General features: G+C 62.1%; 9 protein-coding genes and 3 pseudogenes. 10 read left to right on the top strand and 2 right to left on the bottom strand.

The window, feature by feature from the left end:
* Positions 1–109 precede the first annotated feature (109 nt).
* Positions 110–652, top strand: a pseudogene (locus ACOQFS_RS03490) (DUF3363 domain-containing protein); the annotation flags it as partial.
* A 152-nt stretch (positions 653–804) separates the two neighbouring features.
* Here ACOQFS_RS03490 and ACOQFS_RS03485 read toward each other — a convergent pair.
* Positions 805–1,563 (bottom strand): IclR family transcriptional regulator domain-containing protein, encoded by a 759-nt coding sequence (locus ACOQFS_RS03485; protein WP_240668672.1) that lies wholly within the window; start codon positions 1,561–1,563, stop codon positions 805–807.
* A 421-nt stretch (positions 1,564–1,984) separates the two neighbouring features.
* On the opposite strand from ACOQFS_RS03485, the gene ACOQFS_RS03480 reads away from it, so the two are divergent.
* The 9 genes and pseudogenes from ACOQFS_RS03480 to ACOQFS_RS03440 all read left to right on the top strand — a co-directional run.
* Positions 1,985–2,962: a Bug family tripartite tricarboxylate transporter substrate binding protein gene (locus ACOQFS_RS03480; RefSeq protein WP_421561575.1), complete on the top strand. Its 978-nt coding sequence runs from the start codon at positions 1,985–1,987 to the stop codon at positions 2,960–2,962.
* 42 nt (positions 2,963–3,004) lie between these two features.
* Positions 3,005–4,234, top strand: coding sequence for an aromatic ring-hydroxylating oxygenase subunit alpha (locus ACOQFS_RS03475; protein WP_128003433.1), 1,230 nt, complete (start codon positions 3,005–3,007; stop codon positions 4,232–4,234).
* An 18-nt stretch (positions 4,235–4,252) separates the two neighbouring features.
* Positions 4,253–4,726 carry an aromatic-ring-hydroxylating dioxygenase subunit beta gene (locus ACOQFS_RS03470; RefSeq protein ID WP_326526544.1) on the top strand — a complete coding sequence of 158 codons (474 nt, stop codon included), beginning with the start codon at positions 4,253–4,255 and terminating at the stop codon, positions 4,724–4,726.
* Positions 4,723–5,703, top strand: a complete 981-nt coding sequence (locus ACOQFS_RS03465; protein ID WP_421561574.1) for a PdxA family dehydrogenase — start codon at positions 4,723–4,725, stop codon at positions 5,701–5,703. The genes ACOQFS_RS03470 and ACOQFS_RS03465 overlap by 4 nt, the downstream gene beginning before the upstream one ends.
* Positions 5,700–6,725 (top strand): 2Fe-2S iron-sulfur cluster-binding protein, encoded by a 1,026-nt coding sequence (locus ACOQFS_RS03460; protein ID WP_421561573.1) that lies wholly within the window; start codon positions 5,700–5,702, stop codon positions 6,723–6,725. The genes ACOQFS_RS03465 and ACOQFS_RS03460 overlap by 4 nt, the downstream gene beginning before the upstream one ends.
* 227 nt (positions 6,726–6,952) lie before the next feature.
* Positions 6,953–7,228, top strand: coding sequence for a globin (locus tag ACOQFS_RS03455; RefSeq protein ID WP_326526541.1), 276 nt, complete (start codon positions 6,953–6,955; stop codon positions 7,226–7,228).
* Between the two features lie 325 nt (positions 7,229–7,553).
* Positions 7,554–7,940 carry an ABC transporter substrate-binding protein gene (locus tag ACOQFS_RS03450; RefSeq protein ID WP_326526548.1) on the top strand — a complete coding sequence of 129 codons (387 nt, stop codon included), beginning with the start codon at positions 7,554–7,556 and terminating at the stop codon, positions 7,938–7,940.
* A gap of 377 nt (positions 7,941–8,317) precedes the next feature.
* Positions 8,318–8,797, top strand: a complete 480-nt coding sequence (locus ACOQFS_RS03445; protein WP_421561572.1) for a LysR family transcriptional regulator — start codon at positions 8,318–8,320, stop codon at positions 8,795–8,797.
* Between the two features lie 270 nt (positions 8,798–9,067).
* Positions 9,068–9,535 (top strand): annotated as a pseudogene (locus ACOQFS_RS03440) (ATP-binding protein); the annotation flags it as partial.
* A gap of 125 nt (positions 9,536–9,660) precedes the next feature.
* Here the strand turns inward: ACOQFS_RS03440 and istB are convergent.
* Positions 9,661–10,194 (bottom strand): annotated as a pseudogene (gene istB / locus ACOQFS_RS03435) (IS21-like element helper ATPase IstB); the annotation flags it as partial.
* Positions 10,195–10,254 lie beyond the last annotated feature (60 nt).

The following is a 10,254-nucleotide window of genomic DNA, read 5'->3' as shown; positions in this document are numbered from 1 at the left end:
AGGAAAGTCAATGAAATCAACGGTCTACCCAGACCACCCCCGCGCCAGTGCTAGCTTTGCGTACCGTCACTTATTGCACTGAAAACGAGGAGACCCCCAGAAGGCCAGGCAGCACGATGCGCAGAAGGTCGCAGGACACTCTATCGAACTGCGTTCGCACCTGTCCGTTGAACAACAGATCAAGGCGATGGGTGCGACCTGGCTGGACCGCGGCCTGGTGGCGGATGGCGCCAAAGGCCTACAACCAACCGGCCAGGGCTTTGGTGCGCAGGTGCGCGAGGCCATGGACCAGCGTGTGGATTTCCTGGCCGGGCAGGGGCTGGCCGAGCCCTGGGGTCAGCGCATCATTCTGGCACGCAACCTGCTAGCTACCCTGCGCGATCGCGAACTGGCCTCGGTGGGCCAGAGCCTACAGCAGCAGATCGGCAAGGCCTGGCACCCGGTGCAGGACGGGCAACGCGTCAGCGGCGTCTACCGCCAGTCCATCCAGCTCGCCAGCGGCCACTTTGCCATACTTGATGACGGCATGGGCTTTCATTTGGTGCCGTGGAAACCCGTGATCGAACAACGTCTAGGGCTGCAGGTGTCGGCGATTGTGCGCGGACAGTCGGTCACTTGGCAGCTCGGTCACCGGCGCGGTATCGGCATCTGACCGCAGTGCATCGGCTAGAACTTGCCGATGCTGCTCGCCCGTGGACAATGTCGACTTCCAGGCTCACTACCGGACGGCAGATCGCGTTTGATCTCGGAGGCGATGTCGATTTCGTATTGTTGTTGGCGGCAGCTGAGTGGCATGTGGTCGATTTACAGCAACGTTGCAAAGTTTCTCCGGGCCGTTTCGAGTTCCGGTAGCAGTTTCTCGACAATGGATGCTCGCGTCATGCGGCTGGTTGAGACCGATAGGCTCAGCGCCGCGATCATCTCGCCCGCTGCGTTGCGGATGGGCACCGCGATCGAGCGCAGACCAATCTCGAGTTCTTCGTCGCTGATCGCATAGCCTTGCGTGTGCACTACCTGTATCTCGCGCAGGATGTCCCGGATGTTCGTGAGGGTGCGTGGGGTAAAGGCCGGGCGTGACATGCGGTTGAGAAGGAACTCCACGTCGGTCTTAGGAAGTGCAGACAACAACACGCGGCCAGTGGCGCTGCAATAAGCGGGCAGCCGTGCACCGACGCCCAGCCCGCTGGATAGGCTGCGGCGGTGCGTTGAGCGAGCGACGAACACCGCATCCTGCGAATCGAGCACGGCCACCGAAGCCGACTCCTTGGTGCGTTCGCTAGTCATCTCCAGAATCGGCTGCGCGATTTTCGTCAATGGGTCCGAGCTGACGTAGGCATGGCCAAGACGCAGTGTGCGAGGGGCCAGCTGAAACTGCCTTCCCACCTGCGCCGCATACCCGAGCTTGCACAACGTCAGCAGACAGCGCCGCACCGACGCCTTCGTATGGCCGGTGATTTCTGCGGCCTGCGTGAGCGTCATTGGCCCTTTGCGCTGTCCGAAGGCTTCGATGATCGCGAGCCCTTTCTCGAGACCCATCACGTATTCCTTCTCTTCGATTTCCATCGTGATCCTTCTATCTCGGGGATTGGTGAAGACAAACATAAAGTACGGTATCCGCACTTTATACGCGAAATCGTTGACCCAATGCAAGGCAGCTCTTAAGCTTTGACCACTTGCACAAGAGGGCGGTGTAGCCCCTTTCAGATTTCTATAGCCACGAGACAAGGCATGCCCATGACAACCGCGCTTTCCCACGAGCCGTCCCGCGTCGATGCGCCGATTTCCGACTTCGACCCTTATGCCGAGGACGCCCTCGACAACCCCTATCCGCACTACGAGGTTGATCCTGGTCAAGGGGCGGGTTGTGCTCGAAGGCACCGGCGAACAAATGCGTTCGCAACCCGACCGACTGGCCGAGTACCTCGGGGTCTGAGCAAAGCCGTACCCCTCTCAGCATCTCGCTCACATTTTTCTTGGACTCAACATGCAAATTTCTACCAAGCCGATACTTCGCCTCGCAATCCTGTTGTCAGCGGTTGCCATCTGTTGGCACACCAAGGCAGCGGACCTGAACGCTGCGCCGTTGCTCTTGGTCGTTCCGTTCCCCGCGGGCGGCACGGCCGACGCCTTGCCGCGCATCCTGGCCGAGAAAATTCGACCGCACTTCCCGAAAGGGGTCGTGGTGGAGAACCGGCCAGGTGCGGGAGGGAACATCGGCGCCGATCAGGTGGCCAAGGCTAAACCCGACGGTTTCACGCTGCTGGCTTCGCCACCCGGCCCGCTTGCGATCAACCGCAGCCTCTACCCCAAACTCGCTTACGACTCGAACGAACTGATGCCCGTCACAGTGATGGCCGAGGTACCCAATGTCCTTGCGGTGAGTGCTTCGTTTCCCGCCAAGACGGTTCAGGAGTTCCTCGCTTATGTGAAAGCCCATCCGGACAAGGTCACCTTTGCCTCGCAGGGCAATGGCTCGACGTCGCATCTGACAGCAGCGCTGTTTGAGTCCCTGACGGGTACACGGATGATCCACGTGCCCTACAAGGGTACAGCGCCCGCGCTGACGGATCTTCTGGGCGGCCAGGTCGATGTGTTCTTCGACAACCTCACTTCGTCGATGCCGTTGCACCGCAGCGGCAAGATTCGGATCCTTGCCGTCACTGACACGAAGCGCTCCGAGGTGCTTCCGGAAGTCCCAACCTTCGTGGAAGCAGGGTTGTCTGCCATGCAGGCGGTGACTTGGTTTGCCGTGGTCGCGCCCCCGGGAACTCCCAATGACATGGTGCGCGCGTTGAACCGTGTCTTCGTGGATGCCCTGAAGCTGCCCGACGTACAGGCGAACTTTGCCAAGCGGGGTGCGCGAGTCGTCGGCAGCACGCCGCAACAGATGGATCGCTTCGTGCGCGAGGAAACCGCTCGTTGGGCTCAAGTGATCAAGGCCGCAAAGATCACGGTCGATTGACTCCCTCACTTCCAGCTCACCCAATCTCTCAAAGGACTCAACATGCAGACTTCGACTATCCAATGGATTCCTCAAGGTGAAACCCGTGTCCCGTTGGCGGTGTACCGCGACGATCAGGTTTTTGCCGACGAGCAGCGCAACATCTACCGCGGCGATACCTGGAACTATCTCTGCCTCGAGAACGAGATCCCCGAAAGCGGGGACTACAGGACGACCTTCGTCGGCGAGACTCCGGTCGTCGTGGCGCGCGATGCGGATGGCGAAATCTACGCGTTCGAGAACCGTTGCACTCACCGCGGCGCCCTGATCTGTCTGGAGAAGTCGGGCAAGGACGCCAAGGACTTCCAGTGCGTGTACCACGCCTGGACCTACAGCCTCAAGGGCGACCTCAAGGGCGTGGCATTCGAAGGCGGGGTCAACGGTGCGGGCGGCATGCCCGAAGGTTTCTGCAAGGACCACCATCACCCGACCAAGCTGCGCGTGGCGATCTTCTGTGGCCTGGTGTTCGGCAGCTTTAGCGACGACGTGGACCCACTGGAGGAGTACCTGGGCGACGAGATCTGCGCGCGCATCGAGCGGGTGCTGGGCCGTCCGGTGGAGGTGATCGGGCGCTTCACCCAGGCGCTTCCCAACAACTGGAAGCTCTATTACGAGAACGTCAAGGACACCTACCACGCCAGTCTGTTGCACCTGTTCTTCACCACCTTCCGGCTGAATCGCTTGTCCCAGGAGGGCGGTGTCATCGTCAGCGAGACCGGTGCTCATCACGTGAGCTACTCGAAGGTCGACGAGGATGGCTTCGACGGCTACAAGGACCAGGGGCTGCGATCCGACCAGTCCGGCTACCAGTTGAAGGACCCCAGCCTGCTGCAGGGCTTCAAGGAGTTCGATGACGGCATCACGCTGCAGATTCTGTCGGTGTTCCCGGGCTTCGTGTTGCAGCAGATCCAGAACTGCCTGGCCATCCGCCAGGTGCTGCCGCGCGGCATCGACAAGACCGATCTGAACTGGACCTACATCGGCTACGTGTCCGACACGCCGGCGCAGCGCGAAGTCCGGCTCAAGCAGGCCAACCTGATCGGGGCGGCGGGATTCGTGTCGATGGAGGACGGCGCCGTCGGCGGCTTCGTGCAGCGCGGCATTGCAGGCACGCGGGCCGAACAGGCGGTGCTGGAGATGGGCGGCGACAGCACGGCCTCGAGCAGTTCGCGTGCCACGGAGGCTGCCGTGAGGGGCTTCTGGAAGCAATACCGCGTGCTGATGGGCGTTTGAAGACCGAAGGAAATCGAAATGGAAAAACTCAGTTTGCGCGATCAATTGCTGGACTTCAATGCGTCCTACACCCGCTGCATCGACAGCGACAACCTGGAGAGCTGGCCAGGCTTTTTTGCGGATGTGTGCCACTACCGGGTGACCAGCGCGGAGAACGACCGCACGGGCCTTGCGGCCGGGCTGATGTACGCGACGTCCCGGGGCATGCTGGAGGACCGCATCACGGCGCTGCGCCATGCCAATGTCTACGAGCGTCAGACCTACCGCCACATGGTGGGGCTCCCGCACGTTGTGCGCAGCGACGCGAACGAAGCCGAGTGCGAAACGCCTTTCCTGGTCGTGCGCATCGTCCAGGGCGATGAAACCTTCCTGTACGCCACAGGCCTCTACAAGGATGTGTTCGACCTGAACGGCGAGAAGCTGCAACTCAAGCGCCGCGTCGTGGTTTGCGACAGCAGCCGCTTCGACACCCTGTTGGCCGTTCCCCTGTGACACAAGGAACCGTCAGCCGCATCGCGATTCCCGTTGGGGACCCCAACGGCATCGGGCCGGAGATCGCGCTCAAGACGGTGGCCGCTTATGCCGGGCGCGATGACGTGGCGCTCACGCTGTTCGGGCCGGCGAACGTTCTTCGCGACACCGCCGATATGCTGGGCTTGGGAGAGGCGCTGGCGGTGGCCTCAGTCGAGCCATCCGCGCCTGTCCTGCAGGATGGATTCAGGCCCGGCGAGATCAACGCCCAGGCGGGCGCTGCTGCCGTCGATGCTGCCACGCGCGCCATCGAGGCCACGCAGCGCGGACGGTTCGATGCGGTGGTCGCCGCGCCCCATCACGAAACCGCGATCGCACAGGCTGGCATTGTCTTTTCGGGCTACCCATCGCTGGTGGCGCGTGTGTGCGGCCAGCCCGAGGACAGCGTGTTCCTGTTGCTGATCGGAGGCGGATTGCGAATCGTCCATGTCACGCTGCACGAGAGCGTGCAACACGCGCTGCGCCGGCTGTCGCCCAAGCTTGTAGCTGATGCAGCACATGCGGGCGTTCGGGCCCTGGCCCGGCTTGGCATCGACACGCCGCGCATTGCGCTGATGGGCATCAATCCCCATGCGGGCGAGGGCGGTCTTTTTGGCACCGAGGACAGTGCCATCACGGAGCCCGCGGCTGCACAACTGCGTGCAGAAGGGCTCGACGTCACGGGGCCGGCGGGCGGGGACATGCTGCTGGCTTCGCGTGCCCACGATCTCTACGTCGCGATCTTTCACGACCAGGGACACATCCCGATCAAGCTGCTCAGCCCGCAGCGCGCTTCCGCGATCTCGATCGGTGCCGACGTGCTTTTGTCCAGTGTGGGTCACGGCAGTGCAATGGACATTGCCGGAAAAGGCGTGGCCTCGGCCCGGGCCATGATCGAAACCGTCGCAATGCTGGGCCATGTGGCAGCACCGGCGACAACCAAAGGCAGGGCGCCATGAGCTATGAAATTCGAATCGACGGCACGGACGTCAAGTTCGACGCCGAAGCGGGGCAGACCGTGCTGGACGCGGCGGCCAAACATGGCATCGAGATGCCTTATTCCTGCCGCAAGGGCGCCTGCGGAAACTGCAAGGGCAGGGTGCTGGCGGGAGAACTGGTGGTCGGTACCGGAGGAGGCGGCCATGAGGCCGGGATCAACGCGCCCGATGAACACCTGTTCTGCCGCGCCCAGCCGGCCAGCGATCTTCTGATCGCGCCGCGGTCCTGGCACCGCATCGACCCCGACGCACGCAAGACCTATTCGGCGACGGTCTTCCGCAACCAGCTCGTCGCCAGCGACGTCTCGATCCTCCACCTGCGGCTTCCGACAGGCGTGCGAGCCCGCTTCGCCGCTGGCCAGTACCTGCAGGTCATTCTTCCCGACGGGCAGCGGCGTTCGTTCTCGATGGCCAACGCGCCGCATGAGAACGACGGTGTTCTGCTGCACATCAGGCATATGCCCGGTGGCGGCTTCACATCAGGCGTCGTTCCCAATCTGGCCAAGGGCGATGTGCTGCAAATCGAACTCCCGCACGGCGACTTCTATCTGCGCGAGGAGAGCGACCGTCCGTTGCTGTTCATTGCCGGTGGAACGGGTTTCGCGCCGGTCAAGTCCATCATCGATGACATCATCAAGCGCGGCATCGAGCGGCCGATGACCCTGTTCTGGGGCGCACGCGTGCCCGCTGGCCTGTATGCGCCCGAAGTGGTGAAGAAGTGGCTCAGGCAGCGCCCCTCGCTGCGCTATGAACCCGTCATCAGCGCCCCGATTGATGCGATGGCATGGAGTGGACGGCGGGGACGGGTGCACCAGGCGGTGCTGGAGACCTTCGACTCGGTGCAGGACTTCGACGTCTACGCCTGCGGCGCGCCGGCCATGGTGCGGGCCGTGCGCACGGCCCTCGAGGATCAGCGAGGACTGCCGCCGACGCAGTTCTTCAGCGATTCATTCGTCGCGGAAAGCCCTGTCGCCGTGGTCTAGCTGTGCCCGCGCCGATCTGACGCCCGCCGCGTGCAGCCATGCACGTCGGTCGGCAAACGAGCCAACGACTTGGAGATGAAGTTGTCTGACTTGCTATCGATCCATGAGTCCCTTGAACTGGCAGCTGAGCGAGTCGATGATCTCGTGCCGCTGGTGTACGAACGATTCTTTGCACTCAGGCCAGACGCCCGTGCGTTGTTCGGGAACGATGCCCTCGGCCGGGGCGGATGTTCAATGAAACCCGGACGATGATCCTGGAATGCACACAGGAAGTGGGGTACCTGGAGGGCATCGTCGAGCGGGAAGTGGGAGACCACCGGGGATATGGCGCGACTCTGTCCATGTATGAGTGCTATTTCGAGGCGGTGGTGCAGGCAATGCAGGCCGCCGTGAGCGAGTCTTGGACGCCGAGCCACGAAGAATCCTGGCGCCGCCAACTCAAGCACCTGATGTCGATCGTGGCTCGGCACGCGCAAATCGCCGATGGCCCGCTGAACCATTAACAAAGGAGACTGCTATGGGCACAAATGGTGCAGACTTGCTGAGCGAGCCGGTTGAACGGGCTCATGTGATCATGGAGCAAGCGGCATGTTCGCGCCGTCGCCTGCTAGCGGCAGTGGCAGCTATTGCCGCTGGAGGCTTTGCGCGCTCTTCCCTTGGGGCTGGCAACGCAAACGAGATTGTCTTGGGTATGTCGCTGCCATTGACGGGCGTCCTCGGCAGCACCGCCTAAGGGTTTCGAGAGGGCACGCGCATCGCATTCGAGGATATGAATGTTGTCGGGGGCGTGCACGGAAGGAAAATTCGCGTTGAACTGATGGACGACAGATTCGACAGGGACCTCTGGTCGTACGATATGCGAAGGCCATGCTCGATCAGGGTGTGCTGTGCCTCTTCGGATTCATGGGAACGCCGGGGATCCTGGCCGTCTCTGCCCTTGTCAATGAGCGCCAGGTTCCGCTGATCGGAGCCGTATCAGGGGCCCCGGCAACCAAAGACCCAACGAACAAGTTCGTCTTCATCGTACGAACGAGTTTTTCGAAGGAAGCCGAAAATGCCGTCAACGTCGGCGTCATCACAGGCATGAAGGTCTGGGGCGTCGTCTATCAGGACGATGGCCAAGGCAAGGCCGCACTCGCGGGTGTGGCGGATCGCTCAGGTGCAAGCTATGTCGATACCATGATCGTTGGCCACGGCCGCAGGATCATCCGGTAGCTCAGCGAGCTCGAAGGACACTACTCCTCTTTCATCCGGTTCTCGATGAAGCACGAGCGCAATCGCCGATCCCCTGAGCGTTTTTCGAGCCGAAGAGGTCGAGCCCAAACCGTGCGCAGCTGCTTCCTGAGCTGACAGTAGACGTCGATCAATCTCCTTTTGAATTCTGCCCAGCGACAACGCCAGTGTGCATCACTCTTCTTAAGCACAGGACTGATGTCTGTCCGCGCGGGCCTATTTCGGGTTATTCATCACTTGCCACCCGGCGCTTTGGCTGGGCGGTTGATTCGATCGAGCAGTCATCAATAGCCATCAAGGAGTAACACAATGATCCGCACCGCGCCAGCTGTCACTCGTCCTTGCTACTTTTATTTCCGTTGCCATTTGTTTCGCCGCGCACTGTCCAACAGTTGCGCGGCGAGGCTGCAGTAATTGAGTTGCGGCACCTGCGCTACCTCGTCGCCGTTGCTGAGGAACTGAATTTCACCCGCGCGGCAGAGCGTATCCACATCGACCAGACACCGCTGTCGCGCGCGGTGCGCGACCTAGAGGCGGAGTTGGGCGTCAAGCTGTTTGTCCGCGCGCCGCGCCACCTGGCGCTGACCCCGGCGGGCGCCCAGTTGCTGCAGGAGACGCGCAAACTGTTTATTCGCTTCGAGCGCGCCAAGTGTGCCGTGCGCCGAACGAGTGCGCTCTACCAGCCGCCGCTGCGTATCGGCGTGGCCGACGGCATCTCCCAGCCCAGGCTTGCCGAGTGCTTGGCCGGATGGCAGGCGTTGGCGCCTGCGGTGCCGCTGGAACTGTCCGAGATGCCTTCAAAACGAGCCAACTCATACAGCTTTCGGTCAGTGTGTTGACGGCGAACGAGAAGATCAAGTTTGCAACTATTGTGGACGTTAAGCCTGAAGACGCGTAGCCGTTCGCTGTTGTTTGTTGCCATCAAGCCCCGCTGAATGCGGGGCTTTTTCATTTCCGCCACCACCAGGGCGTAAGCTACACCCAACCATGGAAGCTAGCCTTCGACCCTTGGTGGCGGCAATCTCTAGGAGGTCGCGATGAACGAACAATCCTGCGCAGATTTCGTTACGTCAGCGTCCCAGATGGGCAACGAAATGAGTGACTATGCCAAGATGCGCTTCTTCTCGACCGTGGAGCTGGTCAACGCGCTGGAGCTGGAGAAGAGCCAGGGCAAGGCCGGACAGCTGGCCCACCGGCTGGTCTACATGGACCTGGTGATCCTGGATGAGCTGGGCTACCTGCCGTTCAGCCAGGCCGGTGGAGCGCTGCTGTTCCACCTGCTCTCCAAGCTCTACGAGAGAACCAGCGTACTGATCACCACCAACCTCAGCTTCGGGGAATGGAGTCAGGTATTTGGCGACGCCAAGATGACCACCGCACTGCTCGACCGGCTGACCCACCACTGCCACATCGTGGAGACCGGCAACGAGAGCTGGCGGTTCAAGCATTCCAGCGCAGCACCCAAGACCGTTCAGAAAAGGCGGCCCAGGACGGCCCTGCCGGAAGTCATTGAGAAAGGAGAAGCGAACGCACCAACAGTAGACTTATCTGCGCATTCCACTGATGGCGGACAGTGATTCCATTCCCATCGCGGACAGCGTTCCAGGCGATGGCGGACACGCTGCGCGGGTGTCCTGAGTGACGCTGCAATCGTAGCCGAACTGTCCGCCATCAGCGTGGAACGGTGCTCGGCACGGGCGGCTCAGGCGGTCTTGGTGAGCTTTCTCATCGACTCGCCCTTGAGGGCTATCTTGTGTGAACCGTGCACGATGCGGTCCAGGATGGCGTCGGCCAGCGTGGGCTCGTCCAGCCAGGCGTGCCAGGCCGTCACCGGCAACTGGCTGGTGATGAGCGTCGAGCGCGTGCCCACCCGGTCGTCCAGCAACTCCAGCAGGTCGTTTCGCTCGTGCGCGGCAATCGGTGCGATACCGAAGTCGTCCAGGATGAGCAGGTCCAGCCGGGCCAGTTGCCCCAGCCGTTTGCCAAAGCTACCGTCGCCGTGGGCCACGTGCAGCTCCTGCAGCAGCCGTGGCGCGCGGGTGTAGAGGACAGAGAACCCCAGGCGCGCGGCCTGCTGCCCCAGTGCGCAGGCCAGCCACGTCTTGCCGCAACCGGTGGCACCGGTGAGCAGCACGTTGTGACCATGGCGCAGCCAGTCCCCGCCGGCCAGACTGGTGATGACCTCCCGGCTCAGGCCCCGGCTGGCGCGCCAGTCGATGTCCTCCAGGCAGGCACTACGGGGTCTCCTCGTTTTCAGTGCAATAAGTGACGGTACGAAAAGCTAGCACTGGCGCGG

Source organism: Paracidovorax sp. MALMAid1276, from assembly GCF_049198005.1.
In the GTDB taxonomy this organism is placed as follows: domain Bacteria; phylum Pseudomonadota; class Gammaproteobacteria; order Burkholderiales; family Burkholderiaceae_C; genus Acidovorax.
This window is presented reverse-complemented; position numbering and strand designations above follow the sequence as displayed.

Bases quoted from the DNA above. Each gene is read 5' to 3' on its own strand.
- ACOQFS_RS03485 (WP_240668672.1), bottom strand. From the start codon at position 1,563: ATGGAAATCGAAGAGAAGGAATACGTGATGGGTCTCGAGAAAGGGCTC.
- ACOQFS_RS03480 (WP_421561575.1), top strand. From the start codon at position 1,985: ATGCAAATTTCTACCAAGCCGATACTTCGCCTCGCAATCCTGTTGTCA.
- ACOQFS_RS03475 (WP_128003433.1), top strand. From the start codon at position 3,005: ATGCAGACTTCGACTATCCAATGGATTCCTCAAGGTGAAACCCGTGTC.
- ACOQFS_RS03470 (WP_326526544.1), top strand. From the start codon at position 4,253: ATGGAAAAACTCAGTTTGCGCGATCAATTGCTGGACTTCAATGCGTCC.
- ACOQFS_RS03460 (WP_421561573.1), top strand. From the start codon at position 5,700: ATGAGCTATGAAATTCGAATCGACGGCACGGACGTCAAGTTCGACGCC.
- ACOQFS_RS03455 (WP_326526541.1), top strand. From the start codon at position 6,953: ATGTTCAATGAAACCCGGACGATGATCCTGGAATGCACACAGGAAGTG.